The sequence below is a fragment of the Streptomyces sp. NPDC034670 genome, from assembly GCF_055574875.1.
On record NZ_JBVITR010000046.1, the window covers coordinates 1 to 17,627 of the forward strand.

At 74.2% G+C, this 17,627-nt stretch carries 18 protein-coding genes; 3 read left to right on the plus strand and 15 right to left on the minus strand.

The window, feature by feature from the left end:
- Positions 1 to 184: 184 nt before the first annotated feature.
- The 4 genes from fxsA to ACZ56B_RS25445 form a co-directional block, all read right to left on the minus strand.
- Entirely contained in the window at positions 185 to 754 is a 570-nt protein-coding gene (fxsA, locus tag ACZ56B_RS25430) for an FxsA family membrane protein (protein WP_468795057.1), read from the minus strand.
- A 46-nt stretch (positions 755 to 800) separates the two neighbouring features.
- Complete coding sequence (locus ACZ56B_RS25435) at positions 801 to 1,616, minus strand: polyprenol monophosphomannose synthase (RefSeq protein ID WP_468795059.1); 816 nt, start codon at positions 1,614 to 1,616, stop codon at positions 801 to 803.
- A gap of 547 nt (positions 1,617 to 2,163) precedes the next feature.
- Positions 2,164 to 3,768: an amidohydrolase gene (locus tag ACZ56B_RS25440; RefSeq protein WP_468795061.1), complete on the minus strand. Its 1,605-nt coding sequence runs from the start codon at positions 3,766 to 3,768 to the stop codon at positions 2,164 to 2,166.
- 110 nt (positions 3,769 to 3,878) lie between these two features.
- On the minus strand, positions 3,879 to 4,319 hold the full coding sequence (locus ACZ56B_RS25445; RefSeq protein WP_468795064.1) for an Lrp/AsnC family transcriptional regulator: 441 nt from the start codon (positions 4,317 to 4,319) through the stop codon (positions 3,879 to 3,881).
- A 281-nt stretch (positions 4,320 to 4,600) separates the two neighbouring features.
- Here ACZ56B_RS25445 and ACZ56B_RS25450 point away from each other — a divergent pair, with 281 nt between their 5' ends.
- Positions 4,601 to 5,035: a hypothetical protein gene (locus ACZ56B_RS25450; RefSeq protein WP_468795067.1), complete on the plus strand. Its 435-nt coding sequence runs from the start codon at positions 4,601 to 4,603 to the stop codon at positions 5,033 to 5,035.
- A 412-nt stretch (positions 5,036 to 5,447) separates the two neighbouring features.
- Here ACZ56B_RS25450 and ACZ56B_RS25455 read toward each other — a convergent pair whose 3' ends face one another.
- From ACZ56B_RS25455 to ACZ56B_RS25470, 4 genes are all read right to left on the minus strand, one after another.
- Positions 5,448 to 6,620 (minus strand): acyl-CoA dehydrogenase family protein, encoded by a 1,173-nt coding sequence (locus ACZ56B_RS25455; protein ID WP_468795183.1) that lies wholly within the window; start codon positions 6,618 to 6,620, stop codon positions 5,448 to 5,450.
- A gap of 282 nt (positions 6,621 to 6,902) precedes the next feature.
- Positions 6,903 to 7,559 (minus strand): TetR/AcrR family transcriptional regulator, encoded by a 657-nt coding sequence (locus ACZ56B_RS25460; protein WP_468795069.1) that lies wholly within the window; start codon positions 7,557 to 7,559, stop codon positions 6,903 to 6,905.
- Positions 7,560 to 7,648: 89 nt separating this feature from the next.
- Positions 7,649 to 7,789, minus strand: a complete 141-nt coding sequence (locus ACZ56B_RS25465) for an SCO1431 family membrane protein (protein WP_468795072.1) — start codon at positions 7,787 to 7,789, stop codon at positions 7,649 to 7,651.
- 140 nt (positions 7,790 to 7,929) lie between these two features.
- Positions 7,930 to 9,276 carry a peptidase C39 family protein gene (locus tag ACZ56B_RS25470; protein ID WP_468795074.1) on the minus strand — a complete coding sequence of 449 codons (1,347 nt, stop codon included), beginning with the start codon at positions 9,274 to 9,276 and terminating at the stop codon, positions 7,930 to 7,932.
- 253 nt (positions 9,277 to 9,529) lie between these two features.
- Between ACZ56B_RS25470 and ACZ56B_RS25475 the strand changes: the two genes are divergently transcribed.
- Positions 9,530 to 10,150: a uridine kinase family protein gene (locus ACZ56B_RS25475; RefSeq protein WP_468795186.1), complete on the plus strand. Its 621-nt coding sequence runs from the start codon at positions 9,530 to 9,532 to the stop codon at positions 10,148 to 10,150.
- Between the two features lie 449 nt (positions 10,151 to 10,599).
- Positions 10,600 to 12,462 carry an AAA family ATPase gene (locus tag ACZ56B_RS25480; protein WP_468795077.1) on the plus strand — a complete coding sequence of 621 codons (1,863 nt, stop codon included), beginning with the start codon at positions 10,600 to 10,602 and terminating at the stop codon, positions 12,460 to 12,462.
- A 189-nt stretch (positions 12,463 to 12,651) separates the two neighbouring features.
- On the opposite strand, the gene ACZ56B_RS25485 is transcribed toward ACZ56B_RS25480, so the two are convergent.
- Genes ACZ56B_RS25485 through ACZ56B_RS25515 form a run of 7 tightly spaced genes read right to left on the minus strand, consistent with a single transcriptional unit; the run spans position 12,652 to position 17,570 of the window.
- Positions 12,652 to 13,122, minus strand: a complete 471-nt coding sequence (locus ACZ56B_RS25485; RefSeq protein WP_468795080.1) for a PH domain-containing protein — start codon at positions 13,120 to 13,122, stop codon at positions 12,652 to 12,654.
- A gap of 20 nt (positions 13,123 to 13,142) precedes the next feature.
- The gene (gene hisG / locus ACZ56B_RS25490; protein WP_468795083.1) at positions 13,143 to 14,006 is read right to left on the minus strand and encodes an ATP phosphoribosyltransferase; all 864 of its coding nucleotides are present in this window, start codon (positions 14,004 to 14,006) and stop codon (positions 13,143 to 13,145) included.
- A 44-nt stretch (positions 14,007 to 14,050) separates the two neighbouring features.
- Positions 14,051 to 14,323, minus strand: coding sequence for a phosphoribosyl-ATP diphosphatase (locus ACZ56B_RS25495; protein ID WP_004990764.1), 273 nt, complete (start codon positions 14,321 to 14,323; stop codon positions 14,051 to 14,053).
- A 34-nt stretch (positions 14,324 to 14,357) separates the two neighbouring features.
- Positions 14,358 to 14,843: a 6,7-dimethyl-8-ribityllumazine synthase gene (ribH, locus tag ACZ56B_RS25500; RefSeq protein ID WP_309058728.1), complete on the minus strand. Its 486-nt coding sequence runs from the start codon at positions 14,841 to 14,843 to the stop codon at positions 14,358 to 14,360.
- 38 nt (positions 14,844 to 14,881) lie between these two features.
- A complete protein-coding gene (locus tag ACZ56B_RS25505) occupies positions 14,882 to 16,321 on the minus strand; it encodes a bifunctional 3,4-dihydroxy-2-butanone-4-phosphate synthase/GTP cyclohydrolase II (RefSeq protein WP_468795086.1) in 1,440 nt (479 codons plus the stop codon).
- Positions 16,318 to 16,959, minus strand: coding sequence for a nicotinamide mononucleotide transporter family protein (locus ACZ56B_RS25510; RefSeq protein WP_468795089.1), 642 nt, complete (start codon positions 16,957 to 16,959; stop codon positions 16,318 to 16,320). The genes ACZ56B_RS25505 and ACZ56B_RS25510 overlap by 4 nt, the downstream gene beginning before the upstream one ends.
- Positions 16,956 to 17,570, minus strand: coding sequence for a riboflavin synthase (locus tag ACZ56B_RS25515; protein ID WP_468795092.1), 615 nt, complete (start codon positions 17,568 to 17,570; stop codon positions 16,956 to 16,958). Before ACZ56B_RS25515 ends, ACZ56B_RS25510 begins: the two co-directional genes overlap by 4 nt.
- Positions 17,571 to 17,627 lie beyond the last annotated feature (57 nt).

The window sequence follows — 17,627 nt, forward strand, 5'->3', positions numbered from 1 at the left end:
TCTCTCCTCCCCCCCCCCCCCCCCCCCCCCCCCCCCCCCCCCCCCCCCACCCTCCCCCCCCCCCCCCCCCCCCCCCCCCCCCCCCCCCCCCCCCCCCCCCCCCCCCCCCCCCCCGCTCCTGCGTGTGCTCTCCCCGACGCCCGGGAAGGTCCGGGCCCGTTCCCGGAATCCGCCCTTCCGGACCTCACCGCGTCAGTGGCGGGCGCGGCTCCCGCGAAGTGTCCTCCGGCTCGTCCCGGACGACCTCGCCCTGGACCACCTTGCCGTCGGGCCGGTGCATGCGGGCCTGCCGGAAGGCGTCGCCCAGGGATCCCTGCGCGGCCTCGCGCAGCTTGCGCTCGAAGGTGCGCTCGGCACGCCGGCTCACCGCCCGCTGGACCGGCGGCACCAGCAGGAGCAGTCCCAGCACGTCCGAGACGAGCCCCGGGACGATCAGCAGCAGACCGCCCAGCATCGTCAGGCCGTTGCCCTCGCTGTTCGGCCGGGGCACGGGGGCCGTCCCGCCCTGCTGCTGTCGCAGGGTCTCGGTGAGGTTCCGGAAGGCCCGTCGGCCGGCCCGCTTCACGACGGCCGAGCCGAGGACCAGACCGGCCGCCAGGAGCAGGAGGACCACCAGCCCGTCCGACGCCCCGGCCACCACCGTCAGCAGCCAGATCTCCAGAACGAGCCACGCGGCGACGCCCAGCGGCAGGAACGTGCGCAGCCGGGAGCGCCGGGGCCGGGCGGGGTACGGGGTCTGAGCGCCAGTCGTCATACCCCCAGTGTGCCTGGGCCGGCCCGGCCCCGGCGCGAGGGGGCGATCAGGCGCCCTGCGGCCCGGCCGGCTTTCCGTCGCCGCGCCCCAGGACCTTGCCGACCCGCTCCCCCACGCCCCACGCCGTGACCCGCCACAGCGCCTCGACGAGGATGTCGCGGCTCATCTTGGAGTCACCGAGTTCCCGCTCGACGAAGGTGATCGGCACCTCGACGACGTGGTAACCGGCCCTGACCGCGCGGCGGGCGAGGTCGACCTGGAAGCAGTAGCCCTGGGAGGCCACGTCGTCGAGGCCGAGGCCCTCCAGGGTCTCGCGCCGGAAGGCACGGAACCCGCCGGTGACGTCGCGCAGCGGCAGATCGAGCGCCATGCGCGAGTAGAGGCTGCCCCCGCGCGAGATGAACTCGCGGGACTTCGGCCAGTTCACCACCCGGCCGCCCGGCACCCAGCGCGAACCGAGCACCAGGTCGGCGCCCTTGAGGGCGGTCAGCAGGCGGGGCAGCTCCTCGGGCTGGTGGGAGCCGTCGGCGTCCATCTCGATCAGTACGCCGTAGCCGTGCTCCATCCCCCAGCGGAAGCCCGCGAGGTAGGCCGCGCCCAGGCCTTCCTTGCCCTTGCGGTGCAGCACGTGGACCCGGTCGTCCCCGGCGGCCAGTTCGTCGGCCAACTTGCCGGTGCCGTCGGGGCTGTTGTCGTCGGCCACGAGAACGTGCGCCTCGGGGACGGCCTCGCGCACCCGGCCGACGATCGTCCTGATGTTCTCCGCCTCGTTGTAGGTCGGAATGATCACCAGAGCCGTGCCGAGCGGGCCGAAGCGCCTCCCCTGGGCTCCTGCCGCGAGGATCCCGTCGCCGTCGTTCACTGCTGCCCCTTCATGTTTTGTGCGCAGGGTCCCACCATAGTGGTCACGCCCTGCGATGACGCGACAGGATTCCCGTACAGGGGTGTCACCCGCCGGGACCGGCCGGGAACGGGCCTCCGGCGGGCGCGAGCGGGACGGCGCACGGCAACGGATGGGGGCCCGGCGCCCTTCGGGCCGGCCCCGGACCCGCCGGCTGCGGATCGGCCGAAGCCGTTGTCTACTGAGCGCCCGGGCCCCATCCGGGTCACACCTCCCCGACCGGCCAGGAGGTTCCCTCGACCCGGCGCCGGCGCTGAGCCTGGCTCCCAGGGGCGGTGCCCCGGTGCGGCACACCGCTCCTGACCCAGCGGCGCTGACGCGAGTGGCCGGGAGTTGCCCGGTCGGGCGTCCGACGGTGGACCCGGCCGAACCTACCGGTCCCCCGCGGCCGCCTGTCAACAGCCGTTTGACCTGCGGAACACAGCTCGCGTGCCTGGTCAGCGCGGTGGAGGCGCAGGTCGTGCGACGAGGGCGCGGCGCCCGGCGGGCACCGCGCCACCCGCGCGGATCACTCGCCCGGCCGTACGAAGACCGTGCGCCCGCCGACCACGGTGCGCAGGCAGACGGGCAGGTCGCGCCCCGGGGTGAGGTCGGGCAGGCCGGGGGTGCCGGAGCGGGGATCGGTGGACCAGCGCGCCACCCGGTCGTCGGGGGCCTGGACGACGAGCCGGCCGGTGCGCCAGACGGCGTAGTCGGCGGGCGCCCCGGGCACCAGGACGCCGGCGTCGTCGCGTCCGACGGCCCGCCAGCCGCCGCGCGTGTGCGCGGTGAACGCGGCACGCACGGAGACGCGGTGCTCCGGCGTGCGGTGGAAGGCGGCGGCCCGGACCGTGCCCCAGGGGTCGAGGGGTGTGACCGGGCTGTCGGAGCCGAAGGCGAGCGGGACGCCGGCGCGCAGCAGCGCGGCGAACGGGTTCAGGGAGCGGGCCCGCTCCGGTCCCAGCCGCCGGGCGTACATCCCGTCCTCACCGCCCCACAGGGCGTCGAAGGCGGGCTGGACGGAGGCGGTCAGGCCGAGTTCGGCGAAGGCGGCGACGGTCTCGGGGGTGAGCATCTCGGCGTGCTCGACGCGGTGGCGGGCGGCCCGGATCCGGGCGAGGCCGACCTTCTCGGCGGCGGCGCGCACGCCGTCGACGACGGCGCTCACCGCGGCGTCGCCGATGGCGTGGAAGCCGGCCTGGAGGCCGGCCTCGGTGCAGTCCGCGACGTGGGCGGCGACGGCGGCGGCGTCCAGGTGCGCGGTGCCGGTGTGGCCGGCGTCGGCGTACGGCTCGTGCAGGCAGGCGGTGTGCGAGCCGAGGGCGCCGTCGGCGAACAGGTCCCCCGCGGCGCCGACCGCGCCCAGCTCCCGCGCCTTGGCCGTGTCCCGCTCGGCCCAGTAGCCGACGACGCGCGGGCCGGGCTCCTCGGCGGCGAGCCGCAGCAGGCCGGTGAAGTCGTCCTCGGAGGAGATCTCCGGGCCGCCGCACTCGTGGACCGTGCCGATGCCGAGCGAGGCGGCGTGGGCGAGGGCGGCGCGCTGGGCCCCGGTGCGCTGGGCCGGCGTCACGGCGGCGAGGGCGGCGGCGCGGACGGCGTGGTGCGCGTCCCCGGTGAGCGGGCGGTCCTCGCGGGTGAGCTCGCCCGGGACGAGGTCGAGCAGCGCGGTGGTGACGACCGCGGAGTGGACGTCGATCCGGCTCAGGTAGAGCGGACGGCCGCCGGTGGCCTCGTCGAGCTCGGCACGGGTCGGGGGCCGGCCGCCGGGCCAGCGGGCGGCGTCCCAGCCGTGGCCGAGCAGCACCCGGTCGTCCGGGCGGGCGGCGGCGAACTCCCGTACGCGGGCCAGCGCGGCCTCGAGCGAGGAGGCGGTGGACAGGTCGAGGCCGGTGAGGGCGAGACCCGTGGCCGTGGTGTGGACGTGCGCGTCCGTGAACGCCGGGGTGACCAGGGCCCCGTCGAGGTCGATCACTTCGTCGACCCCGTCCGCGAAGGCGTCGGCGGCGCCCTCGGAGCCGACCCAGGCGACCTGGCCGCGCTCGACGACCATCGCGGTCGCGAAGGGGTCGGCGGGGCTGTGGACCTCTCCGCGGCGGAGCAGGACGGTGTGCGGCGGGGCGGTGCGTTCACTCATGCCCCCCAGTCTCGCGCGTCGGGCGGGACGGGCCGCACGCAGGTCCGGGTCGCCGCGGCCGGGAGCGGAAGGGGTGTCCGCCGTGCCCCGCCGGCGCCGCCGTGCCCGTCTCAGACGCGCGGCGGCCGGGCTTCGTACGGCGTGGACAGGACGACCGTCGTCCGGGTCGAGACGCCCGCCAACGTGCGCACGCGTGCGAGGAGTTCCTCCAGTTCGTGCGGTGTGGACACCCGCACCTTGAGGATGTAGTTCTCGTCGCCGGCGACACTGTGGCAGGCCTCGATCTCGGGGACCCCGGCGAGGCGGTCCGCGATGTCGTCGGGAGCGCTGGGGTCGAACGGCTTGACCGAGATGAAGGCGGTCATGGGCAGGCCCACGGCTTCCGGGTCGACGACCGCGGCGTAGCCGCGGATGACGCCACGTTGTTCCAGCCGGCGCACCCGCTGGTGCACGGCCGACGTGGACAGGCCCGTGGCCTTGCCCAGGTCTGTGTAGCTCATCCGCCCGTCCTTGACGAGCAGCTGCACGATCCGTCGGTCCAGCTCCTCCATGACGCAAGAACCTACAGGGCCCCTGATCTCCGCGGATACCCGAACGGCCCGGGTCGCACCCGGTTCGTGATGTGCCGGCCCCCCGCCGCGAGCGGCCGGAGGAGAGCGGGAGGGGACGGAGTCGTCGCGCGGGGCACCTGCGATCGGCATGTGACGAACGCCACAGCTCTCGACCGGTCTCCGTGATGTTCTCGTGATTACCCCCCGGGGCCAACGGGAAGTGCTTGCTGTGGTCGAGGCCGCAGCGCCTTTCACGGCCCAGCCCGAGGGGGAGAAAACCCATGCAGAGTCTCAAGCGCCTTGGTCGCACCCCGTCCAAGCGACAGCAGCCGGTCGTCGAGACCGCTTCGGAGGGCGTCGAACCCGACGCCCTCGACGAGGAGTTCGACGCGTACGACACCTTCGAGATGTACCGGGTGGTCTGCCCGGACTGTGCGCAGCCCATCGCCCTGCTGGCGGACGAGGAGGTCCTTCCGGAGCACGCGCTGTGCGCTTCGCCGTGGAACCCGTTCGGCCTCACCGTCTGCGCCGGCACCGGCCGGCCCGCCTCCGAGGCGCGGCCCGCGGACGAGTCCTTCGCGCTCCAGGAGCAGGACACCGCCCTGCTGCTGACGCTGCCTCAGGGGCTCGACTGGCGCACCCAGCCCTTCTCGCACGTCGGCGGTCCGGGCTCGCGTCCGATCAGGGTGCCGTCGATGCGGCGCCACGCGGCCTGAGCGCACGCCGCAGCGGGGGCGGCGCGGCCCGCCGCCCGTCCACCGCGTGACCCCGTGACGCGCCCGTCGGCGGGGGGGGACGCGCGGAAGGTCTTCCGGTTCACGGTCGCCGCCGTCCGCCGCACGGGACGGCCGCGAACGCACGCCCCGTCCCGGCGGTCGGTGACCCGCCCGGCCGCTCCCGCGCCGTCCGGGCACGACGGCCCCCGCGTACTCGACGACCGGGCGTCAGCGCCGCTTCCCCGTGCCACCGCCCACGGACGCGGCCCCGCCGGCCCGGGTCCCGGACCCGCCCGCCCACCGCGATCCGGCGCGGGCCCGGGCGGACCGGGGCGCGCCCTGCCCGGGAGGCACGCCCTGGAGGGGGCACGGCCCACGGCGCCCCGGCGGGGACTCGGACGGTCCGGCCGGTTCAGCGCGACTCCGGCCCCGCGAGGTGGCGGGCGACGACCATGCGCTGGATCTGGTTCGTCCCCTCGACGATCTGCAGGACCTTGGCCTCGCGCAGGTAGCGCTCGGCCGGGAAGTCCGCGGTGTAGCCGTAGCCGCCGAGGATCTGGACGGCGTCGGTGGTCACCCGCATCGCCGTGTCGGTGCAGTGCAGCTTGGCCATGGCCGCCTGCTTGGCGAACGGCCGCCCCGCGTCGCGCAGCCGGGCCGCCGCGAGGTACAGCGCCCGCCCCGCCTCGATCTGCGTGGCCATGTCGGCGAGCATGAAGCGCAGTCCCTGGAAGTCGGCGATCGGCCGGCCGAACTGCCGCCGTTCGGTCGCGTACCCGAGCGCCTCGTCGAGCGCCGCCTGGGCCAGGCCGATCGCGCAGGCCGCGATGCCGAGCCGGCCCCCGTCCAGTGCCGACAGGGCGATCGCGAAGCCCTGGCCCTCCTCCCCGACGCGCCGGCTGTCGGGGACCCGTACCCCGTCGAGGTGGACCTGGGCGGTGGGCGAGCCCTTCATGCCCATCTTCTTCTCCGGCGCGGCGGCGCTCAGCCCCTCGGCGTCGCCGGGCACCAGGAAGGCGGTGATCCCGCGCGGGCCCTCCTCGCCGGTGCGGGCCATGACGGTGTAGAAGTCGGCGATGCCGCCGTGCGTGATCCACGCCTTGGTGCCGGTGATCACCCAGTCCTCCCCGTCGCGCACCGCCCTGGTGCGCAGGGAGGCCGCGTCCGAGCCGGAGGCGGGCTCGGAGAGGCAGTAGGCGCCGAGCAGGCCGCCGCCGAGCATCGCCGGCAGGTGCTCGGCCCGCTGTTCCTCGGTGCCGTGGTCGGCGAGCGCGTAGGCGGCCAGGGTGTGCACGCTGACGCCGAGGCCGACCGTCAGACGGGCCGTGGCGAGCTCTTCGAGCACCTGGAGGTAGACCTCGTACGGCTGGTCGCCGCCGCCGTACTCGGCACGGTAGGGCAGGCCGAGCAGGCCGGACTCGGAGAGCAGTGCGAAGAGCTCGCGGGGGAAGCGCCCGGCGTCCTCCTCCTCGGCCGCCCGGGGGGCGATCTCGCGCTGCGCGATGTCGCGGACGAGCGAGATCAGGTCCCGGGCCTCCTCCGTGGGCAGTTGCCGGTCCACCGGCTGCGGGGCGCGGTCGGGCATGGCGACGCTCTCCTCCCTGTTCGGGCACATCGGCGGATGTGCGCCTTGGGTGGGGGCAGCTCCGCCGGGGGGGTCGTTCTGGTGCCTGGCCGATGCTCGCACTTCCGGGTCTCGGAAGCTGCTGACCAGCGGCTGTGCGCTGTGAGTATGCCCGATCGGCGGCACCGCGTCATCAGTTAACGACCGCTTACTTCGAGAAACCTCCGGGCCCCTCCGGACCGGGTCCGCGCCCCCGGCCGCGCGGGTCCGGCCCCCGGAGGGCCGGGCGCGGGTGCCGGGGTCTCAGGCGCCGCGGCGGGCGGGCCGCGGGGCCGGATGGGCGGGATCCAGTTCCCCGATGGCGCGCAGGGCCCCGCCGAGCGTCTTCACCAGCAGGTCGCGCATGGCCTCGCGGGACAGTTCGCCCCGGTCTATCCAGTCGAGCGCGGCGCCCTCCACGCCGCACACCCAGGACAGCAGCCCCATCCGCGCCAGCGGCGCGATGTCGGTGCGGCCGTAGGCGCCCTCGGCGATGGTCGCGATGATCGCCTCGCGCACCCCGTCCCGGATCGCGTGCACCTCGGCGTCGAAGCCGACTCCGCCGCTGACGATGGTGCGGTAGGCGGCCTGGTTGTGCTCGGCGTACCGCAGGTAGCTGTCGATGGTGCGGTGCACCCGCTCCACGGGGGGCAGCTCGACCCCGCTCGCCGCGAAGGAGACCAGGCCGGCCACCGAGTCCTGGATGATCGCCAGGTAGTAGCCCCGCTTGGAGTGGAAGTAGTAGTAGATCAGCCCCTTGGCGACATGCGCCTGGCGCGCGATGTCATCCATGGAGAGCGCGTCGTAGGACGTGTCGGCGAACAACCTCCGCCCGATGGCGATGAGTTCCGCGCGGCGCGCCAGCGAGCGCTCGGTGCCGCGCACTCCGGGACGCACGGCAGGCTGTTGACTGATATTCAATTTCGACCCTGGTTTCCTGCGGGCGGCGGGACACCCGCAGTATGGCAGGCCCCAGGGTGGACCAGGTCACAGCGGTGCGATGACGCGGGTCACAGGAGTCCGAGCTGGGTCACCAGCATCGCGACGACCACGACGAGGGTCCATCCCGCGAGGTGCTCGAGGATCTTCGGCCCGTCCTCCCGGGGGCCGCCGGTACGGACACGGGTGACGGTGGCGGTGTTCACGCTCATGGCTGCTCGCTGGTCTCGGTGGTGCTGTGGATTCCCCCCACGGACCCGTCCACCTTGCCACCGTCGACGGCTTCTGCGGCCGAGAGGTTGGTCACACGCCCGGCGGGCCCCGGTCCGCGGGACCCGCCGGGCGGGCCGGCTCAGCGCACCCCCACCGCCGCGAGCGCCTTGCGCTGGCCCGGGGTCGGCCGCGCCGGGAAGTACAGGTAGCAGACCCCGCCGGTGCCGGACACGACCTTGCCCGAGGCGTTGTACCGCTTGGTCCTGAGCCAGATGTTCTCCCACTCGCGCCGCCGGTAGACGCGCCGCACGGCCTCGTTGTCCGGGGACGCCGGGTCGTTGGCGATCACGTCGCCGCCGGCGGTGAAGCCGATGACGGTCATCAGGTGCCCGGAGGTGCCGTACCCCGCCCCGGTCAGCTCCTCCGCCGTGAAGGACTGGGACGTGATGGCCGGGATGCCGGCCGCGATCAGCGTCTCCAGGTCGGTGAGGGAGCCCAGGCGCGTGACCACGCCCTGCAGGCCCTCGAAGGTGGCCGCGTAGGCGGCGTTGAACGGCCAGTTGCCGCAGCCGCCGTACTGGTGGTCGTAGGTGGACCGGGCCGCGTGGCACACCTGCGGGTCGTCGTACGACGGATCCACCCAGGCGAGCTGCTCCGCGGTGAGCCGGCCGCCCCAGTACTCGACGACCATCTGCGAGGAGGTCGGGCTGCACCAGGCCTCGCCGCCGTTGTCGTACTCGGGGTAGCGGCCCTTGTGGATCTCCTGCGAGTAGCGCGGGACGATCAGTTCCCGGGCCAGGCGGGGCCGGGAGGCGGGGACGGTGAACCGGTCGGGGACGTCGGAGCCCATCGCGCCGACCCGCCACACGGTCGGGGTGAGCCCCGTGCCGGGGCGGCGGTACAGGGTCAGCCGCAACCGGTAGGAGACGATGCGCAGGCCGGAGGCCGGATCGTCGACGGCGAGGGTGTCGGTCCAGACGCTGCTCCTGCCGTCGCCCTGGTCGTCCACCGAGGTCCGCCGGATGTCCCGGTCGCCGGCCGCCCAGCGGCCCATGACGTACCAGGGGGTGTCCGTGCCGTCGGAGTACGTGCCCCTCAGTTCGGCCTGGAGCCAGGTGCCGTCGGGGGTGTGCGCGTTCCAGGAGGCGATCGCCTCCGTCGCCGGCACGGCGAGCCGGTGGACGGGCGAGGTCCACGTCGCGTACTCCCAGGCGGCCGTGGTGCCGGTGTGCGGGTCGGTGTGGTCCGTGGTGCCGACGGGTCTCCCGATCACGAGGGCGGGACGGGCCCCGGCGACGGCGCGGGTCCCGGCGGCGCTGCCCGCGCGCCAGTCGCCGTACGAGGTCCAGGCCCGGTTGTCCACGGGGCGGACGGCCCGGGCGGCGGCCGCGGTGGCGGCGGGCGCCGGGCCCGCGGATCCGGCGACGGCGGTGACGACCGCGGCCGCCAGGAGGGTTCGGCGGGAGGGCAGTTCGGCTCTGCTCATGGGCGGAGGTCCCCCAGGTGTCGGAGTCGGGGCGGGTCCGGGGCACGGCCGGCCGGACGGCGTGCGTCCGCCGGGCGGAACGGGTGTGCGCCCACTATGGGCACAGCGGGGCGGCTCCTGCCAGCACCCCGGGCCGTGCCGCACCGGCCGGCAGCGCGGATCCTCCCCACGGCGGCGCCCGCGGCTCCTCCGTCCGGACGGCACCCCCTAGAGTGCTCCCGTCACCCCCTTCCGCCCACCCCGGGAACCAGCCATCCACGCTCTCGCCTCCCGCATCCGCCGGCTCGCCCCCTCCTGCGGCCCGGTCCGGCTCGTCGGCGTCGACGGGCACGCCGGGTCCGGGAAGTCCACGTTCGCCGGGCGGTTGGCCGAGGCGCTGGACGGGGCCCCGGTGCTGCACCTCGACGACATCGCGAGCCACGGGGAGCTGTTCGGCTGGACCGGGCGGCTGCTGCGCCAGGTGATCGAGCCGCTCGGCCGCGGCGAGACCGCGCGCTACTCCCCCTACGACTGGCGGGCCCGCCGCTTCGGACCGCCCCGCCCGCTGCCGCCCGCCCCCGTGGTCGTCGTGGAGGGCGTCGGGGCGGGGCGCCGGGACGTGCGTCCGCACCTGGCGCTGCTGCTGTGGATGGACCTGCCCCGGGAGGAGGCGTGGTCCCGGGGTCGGGCGCGGGACGGTGAGGAGCAGCGGGAGTTCTGGGACGGATGGGTCGGGGCGGAACGCGAGCATTTCGCCGGCGACCCCTCGCGGCCCTTCGCCGACCTTCTGGTGCGGCAGTGCGAGGAGGGGTACGAGGTGACTCCCGGGCCTGCCGGGACTGCCGGAACCGGCCGTCCGTTCACGCACGGTGACGGACCGTCCGCAGTGTGGTGATCGCGTGAAGAACGGTGCCGGACAAGTTGCCGGAGTGTCCCAACACGGCTTGACCGGCGGGCCGTACAGGACTTACGTTCTCAATGTGCGGCCGTTCGGAGCCGCCGAAAGACACGAAGCCCCCGGTTGTTCCCCCGTGACCGGGGGCTTCGTTCTGCCCTTTTCGCGTCTCGCGGGCGCTCAGTGGCATATGACGATCACCCTCGGTCACGACGGCCGTTCCGCGTCCCCCCGGCCCTCCCCTCCCCCCGCGTCCCCCGCGTCCCGCGCCGTGCGCGGCACCCTACGGAGGTGACGCCCCCGCGGGTACGATGCCCCTCGGTGCGACCTACGGACGCTGCTTCGCGCACCTTGCAACTCCGGTCCGCGGCACAGTGGTTCGACCAAAGGGAGCCGACGGACGAGGGCCGACCGGCACACCGACGGGGGCACGGTTCGTGGGGGACGTGATGGACTTCGGCACGCAGGGCACGCAGGCCCCGGCCGACCTCGCCTGGCTGCGGGGCGTGGACGCCTACACGATGGGCGCCTACCCGCAGGCGGAGGAGGAGTTCCGGGCCGCGGTGCGGATCGACCCGGGGATGGCCGACGGCTGGCTCGGACTGCACGCGCTGCGCGTCGACACGACGGCGGCGCTGCTGAGGATGTTCCGGCACCGGGACCGCTTCGGCGAACAGCGCGCCCGGCACCACCGCACCCTCAACTCCTGGTACTGGCTGGGCTGGTGGGTGCAACCGGTGCTGGAGAGCCCCCGCGACCTGCTGCTGGCCCACGCCTCCCACTGGCTGGACGGACGCCATGTCCCCGAGCTGGACCGGGCGCTCGCCGGGCTGCCCCCGGTGGACGCCGATCCGCAGGTCCGCTTCCTGCACGCCTGCCGCGCCTACCTGGTCAAGGACTGGGAGCAGCTCGTCCGGCACACCGACCCGCTGGTCGGGGACCCGGTGCTCGGCATCGAGGCGAGCCTGTTCGCCGGCATGGCCCGGGTCCGCCTGGAGATGTACGGGCAGGCCGAGCCACTGCTGTCGGCGGCCCTGATGCGGTGCCGCAGCGAACAGCCGCAGCGCAAGGAACTGCGCTACTGGCTGGCGCGCGCCCACGAGGGGACGGGACGCAGCGCCGCGGCGCTCCCGCTGTACCGGGCCGTGCACCGGGTCGACCCGGCCTTCATGGACACCTCGGCCCGGCTCGCCGCGATCAACGAGGGCGACGGGTACGACGACTCCGCCGACCTCGCCGCGCTCACGCTCACCGGCGCGGGCCAGGACGTGATCGACGGACCGGACACGCTCGACCCGCTCTTCGGCACCGAGGGCCGCGACCTCAGGTCCTCCGAGCCCGAACCGCCTCCCGCCCCCCTCCCGCCGGTCGTCGGCCCGGCGGTGCGCGAGAGGGCGGGCACGGCGTCGTCGTCCCTGCCCCCGGGCCCCACCGATCCCGCGTTGCTGGAGGAGGCACTCGCCGAACTGGAGCGCATGGTGGGCCTGGAGCCGGTGAAGCGCCAGGTCAAGGCATTGTCGGCGCAGCTGAACATGGCCCGGCTGCGGGCCGGGCAGGGACTGCCGGTGCAGCCGCCGAAACGCCACTTCGTCTTCTCCGGCCCCTCCGGCACCGGCAAGACCACGGTGGCCCGCATCCTGGGCCGCGTCTTCTACGCCCTCGGCCTGCTCGGCGGCGACCACCTGGTGGAGGCCCAGCGGGCGGACCTGGTCGGCGAGTACCTGGGGCAGACGGCCGTGAAGGCCAACGAGCTGATCGACTCCGCGCTCGGCGGCGTGCTGTTCGTCGACGAGGCCTACGCCCTCTCCAACTCCGGTTACGGCAAGGGCGACGCGTACGGCGACGAGGCGCTCCAGGTACTGCTGAAACGGGCCGAGGACAACCGCGACCACCTGGTGGTGATCCTGGCCGGCTACCCGGAGGGCATGGACCGGCTGCTGGCCGCCAACCCCGGGCTGTCCTCGCGCTTCACCACCCGCGTCGACTTCCCCTCCTACCGCCCCGGTGAACTCACCGAGATCGGCAAGGTGCTCGCCGCCGAGAACGGCGACCTGTGGGACGAGGAGGCGCTGGAGGAGCTGCGGTCGGTCGCCGGGCACGTGGTGGAGCAGGGGTGGATCGACGAGCTGGGCAACGGGCGGTTCCTGCGGACGCTGTACGAGAAGAGCTGCGCGTACCGGGACCTGCGGCTGTCGGTGTACCCGGGGACGCTGACCCGGGAGGACCTGGCGACGCTGCGGCTGCCGGACCTGATGCAGGCGTACGGGGAGGTGCTGTCGGGCAGGGGCCCGCAGGACCCGCCGCCGGCCTGACGCCGGCGGGGGCGCGGGTACGGAAGGGCGGTCCGTCCGGCACCGGAGGGGGCGTCGCTCGGGTGACGGAAACCCCTGGCCCGCCGGGCGGGGCGGCCGGGGTGAAGGCGCCGTCGTCGCGCCTTCACCCACCGGACCGGTCACGGCGGTGGCCGCGGCGGGGCGGACGGCCCCGTCGCGGCCCGCGCCTCAGTCCCGGGTCGGCTCCGGGCCGGCCGTGGAACGGGCCTCGACGAGCGCCCGCAGGGCCCGGGCGTCGGCGACGGCGCGCTGCTGGGCGATGCCCGGCTGGATGCCGAGCGCGGGCAGGCTGGTGCCGTCGCTGAGGTCGAGGAAGACCCACGGATCACCCGGACGGAGATTCACCCGGAGGATCTCCGCCCATTCCAGGCGGCGCTTGCTCGTGATGTTGACGACGGTGACACCCGCCTCGTCGGCGACGACCTTCGGCCGCGCCAGCAGGCACAGCACGCCGGCCAGCAGCGCGCCGGTGAACACGAAGCTGACCTGCTCGCCCGGGCCGAGCTGCGGCAGCAGCAGGGCGACCAGGGTGATGACCGCGAAGAGCGCGGCGGCGGCCGTGAGCAGCACCACGCGGGTGCTGCGCGGCCGGAAGGCGACGGGCAGGGCGGGCAGCCCGTCCTGGCTGGCGTCCGACATGGTGGTGCTCCGGGGCGCGGTCAGAGGCGGCAGGCGTGGATGGCGGTGGTGAGGATGGCGCGTGCGCCGATGTCGTAGAGATCGTCCATGACGCGCTGCGCCTCCTTGGACGGGACCATCGCGCGGACGGCGACCCAGCCCTCGTTGTGCAGCGGGGACACGGTCGGGGACTCCAGGCCCGGGGTCAGCGCGACGGCCTTCTCCAGCTGTTCCACCCGGCAGTCGTAGTCCATCATCACGTACGTCCGCGCGACCAGGACGCCCTGGAGGCGGCGCAGGAACTGCTGCACCTTGGACTCGACGGCCCCGTCCGCCTCGTCGGCGGCGCCGGCGCGGCGGACGACGACCGCCTCGGACTTCATGATCGGCTCGCCGAAGGCCTCCAGCCCCGCGTTGCGCAGGGAGGTGCCGGTCTCGACGACGTCGGCGATGACCTCGGCGACGCCCAGTTCGATGGCGGTCTCGACGGCGCCGTCGAGGTGGACGACGGAGGCGTCGATGCCGTGGTCGGCCAGGTGCTTGGCGACGATGCCCTCGTAGGAGGTGGCGACCGTCCTGCCGGTCAGGCCGCTCAGGCCGTCCACCGTGCCGGGCTTGGCGGCGTAGCGGAAGGTGGAGCGGGCGAAGCCCAGCGGGAGGATCTCCTCGGCCCTGGCGCCGGAGTCGACGAGCAGGTCGCGACCGGTGATGCCGATGTCGAGGCGGCCGGAGGAGACGTAGATCGCGATGTCGCGGGGGCGGAGGTAGAAGAACTCGACCTCGTTCACCGGGTCGACGATCCGCAGTTCCTTGGACTCGCGGCGCTGCTGGTAGCCGGCCTCATGCAGCATCTCCGCCGCAGGGCCTGAGAGTGAACCCTTGTTGGGGACGGCGATGCGCAGCATGAGGTCGGCTTCCTTCGTGTGGCGGGGTGACGGGGGAGGTGCGGTCACAGGTGGGCGTAGACGTCGTCGAGGGAGATGCCGCGGGCGACCATCATCACCTGGACGTGGTACAGCAGCTGCGAGATCTCCTCGGCGGCCGCCTCCTTGCCCTCGTACTCGGCGGCCATCCAGACCTCGGCGGCCTCCTCGACGACCTTCTTCCCGATGGCGTGGACGCCCTTGTCCACGAGCTCGGCGGTGCGGGAGGTGGCGGGATCGCCGTGGGCGGCCTTGTGCTGGAGCTCGGTGAAGAGCTCCTCGAACGTCTTCTTGGACATGGTGGTCCTTACCCTACGCGGTGACGGGCCCTCCTCACCGCCAGGGTTCGGATACTGAACGCAGCGTCGCCGCGGTCGCCACCGCCGCGGTGACCGCCTCGTGCCCCTTGTCCTCGCTGGAGCCGGGCAGTCCGGCCCGGTCCAGGGCCTGCTCCTCGGTGTCGCAGGTGAGCACGCCGAAGCCGACGGGCACGCCGGTGTCGACCGAGACCTGGGTGAGTCCCTGGGTGACGCCCTGGCACACGTAGTCGAAGTGGGGCGTGCCGCCCCGGATGACGACGCCGAGGGCGACGACCGCGTCGTAGCCGCGGCCGGCCAGGACCTTGGCGACGACCGGGAGTTCCCAGCTGCCGGGGACCCTGAGCAGGGTCGGCTCGTCGATGCCGAGGTCGTGCAGGGCGCGCAGGGCGCCGTCCACCAGTCCGTCCATCACCTTCTCGTGCCACTGCGCCGCGATGACGGCGACCCGCAGGTCCCCCACGTCGCGTACGGACAGTTCCGGTGCACCCTTGCCGCTCACGTCTCTCCTCGGTGTTCCGTGCGGTTCTTCGCGTTCTCTCACTGGTTGCCGCAGGCGGGCACGGTCGGCGCGTCCAGCCAGGGCAGGTCGTGGCCCATCCGGTCCCGCTTGGTGCGCAGGTAGCGCAGGTTGTGCTCGCCCGCGGTGACGGGCATCGGCTCACGGCCGGCGACCTCGATGCCGTGCCGGACGAGCGCGTCGGCCTTGTCGGGGTTGTTGGTCATCAGGCGGACGCTGCGCACTCCGAGGTCGGCGAGGATCCGCGCGCCGGCGCCGTAGTCGCGGGCGTCGGCGGGCAGGCCGAGTTCGAGGTTGGCGTCGAGGGTGTCCCGGCCGCGCTCCTGGAGCTCGTAGGCGCGCAGCTTGGACATCAGGCCGATGCCGCGCCCCTCGTGTCCGCGCAGGTAGACCACCACGCCCCGGTCCTCCTTCCGGACGCGCTCCAGGGAGGCGTCCAGCTGGGGGCCGCAGTCGCAGCGCCGGGAGCCGAAGACGTCGCCGGTGAGGCACTCGGAGTGGACCCGGACGAGGACGTCCTCGCCGTCGCCGATCTCGCCGTGGACGAGGGCGACGTGCTCGACGCCGTCGACGGTGGAGCGGTAGCCGTACGCGGTGAAGGTGCCGTGCGAGGTGGGCAGGTGCACCGCGGCCTCGCGGCGGACGGGGGGCGCGGACGGGGACGCCTCCCGCTCGGGCGGGGCCGGGAGTCCGGACGGGGGCGTCCCCCGCCCGGCGGAGCGCCGGTAGGCGATCAGGTCCTCGATGGAGATGATCGTCAGACCGTGCTTGCGGGCGAACGGGACCAGCTCGGGCAGCCGCAGCATCCGGCCGTCCTCGCCGGCGATCTCGACGATGGCGCCGGCCGGGCGCAGACCGGCGAGGCGGGCGAGGTCGACGGCGGCCTCGGTGTGGCCGTTGCGCACCAGCACGCCGCCCGGGCGGGCGCGCAGCGGGAAGACGTGCCCGGGGCGGACGAAGTCGGCGGGTCCGGCGGTGCCGCCGGCCAGCAGCCGGAGCGTGGTGGCGCGGTCGGCGGCCGAGATCCCGGTGGTCACGCCGTGGGCGGCGGAGGCGTCCACGGAGACGGTGAACGCGGTCTTCATCGACTCGGTGTTGTCGTCCACCATCTGCGGGAGCCGCAGCCGGTCCAGTTCCTCGCCCTCCATGGGGGCGCAGATCAGACCGCGGCACTCGCTCATCATGAAGGCGACGATCTCGGGGGTGGCCTTCTCGGCGGCGATGACGAGGTCGCCCTCGTTCTCGCGGTCCTCGTCGTCGACGACCACGACCGGACGGCCGGCCGCGATGTCGGCGACGGCCCGCTCGACCGGGTCGAGGGCGAGGTCCTCGGCGCCGGCGGGGCCGTGGAGGACGGAGGGGACCGGAGGGACGGACCGGTGGTGGTCCGCCCAGGCCCCCCGCTGCGGGAGGACCTCGCCCGGGGCGGGAGCGGGGGCGGGGGACGGGAGGGCGGTCATGCGGGCGCTCCTTCCAGGGCGGGCCGCGCGGCGCGGGAGCGCAGCCACCAGTCGCGCAGCCCCCACAGGACCAGCGCGCCGTAGAGGACGTAGACGAAGCCGGAGAACGCGAAGCCGTTGGCGAAGTTCAGGGGGACGCCGACGAGGTCGACGAGCAGCCAGGCGAACCAGAACTCGACCATGCCGCGGGCCTGGGCGTACATGGCGACGATCGTGCCGACGAAGATGTAGGCGTCCGGCCAGGGGTCCCAGGACAGGGACGGGTACAGGGTGAACAGCCCGCCGACCGCGAGGGTGCCGGCGGCCGCGGCGGCGCACAGCGCGCCGCGTTCGCGCCAGGTGGCGAACCGGACCGCGACGGAGCCGTCCTGGGCCTGCCGGCGGCCGCGGTTCCACTGCCAGAAGCCCCAGGCCGCGACGAGCATCACGACGACCTGCTTGCCGGCGCTGCCGGAGAGGTGGGCGGTGGCGAAGGCGGCGAAGAGGATCAGGCCGGAGAGGAACTGGGCGGGCCAGGTCCACAGGGAGCGCCGCCAGCCGAGGGCCAGGGCGACCAGGCCGATCACGTTGCCGATCATGTCCGACCACTTGATGTGCTGGCCGAAGAGGACGAAGGCCTCGGAATTGAGCCAGTTCACCGCGCGGCCCCCTCACCGACGGCCCGGTCGCCGATCATCCGCTCGACGTACTTGGCGATGACGTCCACCTCGAGGTTGACCGGGTCGCCGGGCTGCTTGAGGCCGAGCGTGGTCAGGGCGAGGGTGGTGGGGATCAGGCTGACCGTGAAGAAGTCGGGGCCGGCGTCGACGACGGTGAGGCTGACGCCGTCGACGGTGACGGAGCCCTTCTCCACCACGTAGCGGGAGAGGTCCGCCGGGAGGGAGATCCTCACGACCTCCCAGTTCTCGGACGGCTCGCGCCCGAGGATCTCCCCGGTGCCGTCGACGTGCCCCTGCACGATGTGGCCGCCGAGGCGGGCGCCCAGGGCCACGGGGCGTTCGAGGTTGACCCGGGAACCGACGCCGAGGGCGCCGAGGCTGGAGCGGTTCAGGGTCTCGGCCATCACGTCGGCGGTGAACTCGTCGCCCTCGTGCTCGACGACGGTGAGGCAGACGCCGTTGACGGCGATGGAGTCCCCGTGTTTCGCGTCCTCGGTGACGACGGGACCGCGCAGCCGGAAGCGACAGGCGTCGTCGAGGGTCTCGACGGCGGTGACTTCGCCCAGCTCTTCGACGATTCCGGTGAACACTTCCCGGGTCCTCCTGCCTCTTCGGGCACGGACTCCGGGGCTGCCGACGACGGCAGA

Bases quoted from the DNA above. Each gene is read 5' to 3' on its own strand.
- ACZ56B_RS25480 (WP_468795077.1), top strand. From the start codon at position 10,600: ATGGACTTCGGCACGCAGGGCACGCAGGCCCCGGCCGACCTCGCCTGG.
- hisG (WP_468795083.1), bottom strand. From the start codon at position 14,006: ATGCTGCGCATCGCCGTCCCCAACAAGGGTTCACTCTCAGGCCCTGCG.
- ACZ56B_RS25505 (WP_468795086.1), bottom strand. From the start codon at position 16,321: ATGACCGCCCTCCCGTCCCCCGCCCCCGCTCCCGCCCCGGGCGAGGTC.
- ACZ56B_RS25495 (WP_004990764.1), bottom strand. From the start codon at position 14,323: ATGTCCAAGAAGACGTTCGAGGAGCTCTTCACCGAGCTCCAGCACAAG.
- ACZ56B_RS25470 (WP_468795074.1), bottom strand. From the start codon at position 9,276: ATGAGCAGAGCCGAACTGCCCTCCCGCCGAACCCTCCTGGCGGCCGCG.
- ACZ56B_RS25465 (WP_468795072.1), bottom strand. From the start codon at position 7,789: ATGAGCGTGAACACCGCCACCGTCACCCGTGTCCGTACCGGCGGCCCC.
- ACZ56B_RS25450 (WP_468795067.1), top strand. From the start codon at position 4,601: ATGCAGAGTCTCAAGCGCCTTGGTCGCACCCCGTCCAAGCGACAGCAG.
- ACZ56B_RS25455 (WP_468795183.1), bottom strand. From the start codon at position 6,620: ATGCCCGACCGCGCCCCGCAGCCGGTGGACCGGCAACTGCCCACGGAG.
- ACZ56B_RS25445 (WP_468795064.1), bottom strand. From the start codon at position 4,319: ATGGAGGAGCTGGACCGACGGATCGTGCAGCTGCTCGTCAAGGACGGG.
- ACZ56B_RS25440 (WP_468795061.1), bottom strand. From the start codon at position 3,768: ATGAGTGAACGCACCGCCCCGCCGCACACCGTCCTGCTCCGCCGCGGA.
- ACZ56B_RS25485 (WP_468795080.1), bottom strand. From the start codon at position 13,122: ATGTCGGACGCCAGCCAGGACGGGCTGCCCGCCCTGCCCGTCGCCTTC.
- fxsA (WP_468795057.1), bottom strand. From the start codon at position 754: ATGACGACTGGCGCTCAGACCCCGTACCCCGCCCGGCCCCGGCGCTCC.